At 69.7% G+C, this 254-nt stretch carries 1 pseudogene; it reads right to left on the minus strand.

What is annotated here, in order from left to right:
* A pseudogene (locus AC13HU_RS38410) lies at positions 1 to 201 on the minus strand (hypothetical protein); the annotation flags it as partial.
* Positions 202 to 254 lie beyond the last annotated feature (53 nt).

The following is a 254-nucleotide window of genomic DNA, read 5'->3' on the forward strand; positions in this document are numbered from 1 at the left end:
GTCGCGGGCACCGTCCTCGTCCCAGACGGCCTGGTAGAGCAGGCGCTGTGTCCCGAACGCCCGCGCTTGCCCTGCGTGCTCGGCCACGGTCCAGCAGTTCTTGCGCGGCAGGTCGGCCAGCAGGCCAACGCATGTACGCGCAGGCGTGTGCCCGAGGCTCGCGGCGGGCGAACAGCGGGGCCAACGCGGCGGAGAGCTCATCGAACTTCTCCCGGAACAACGAGGGATCTATGCTGACGACAGAGGCCGCCTGA

This window comes from Streptomyces sp. NH27 (assembly GCF_056859195.1).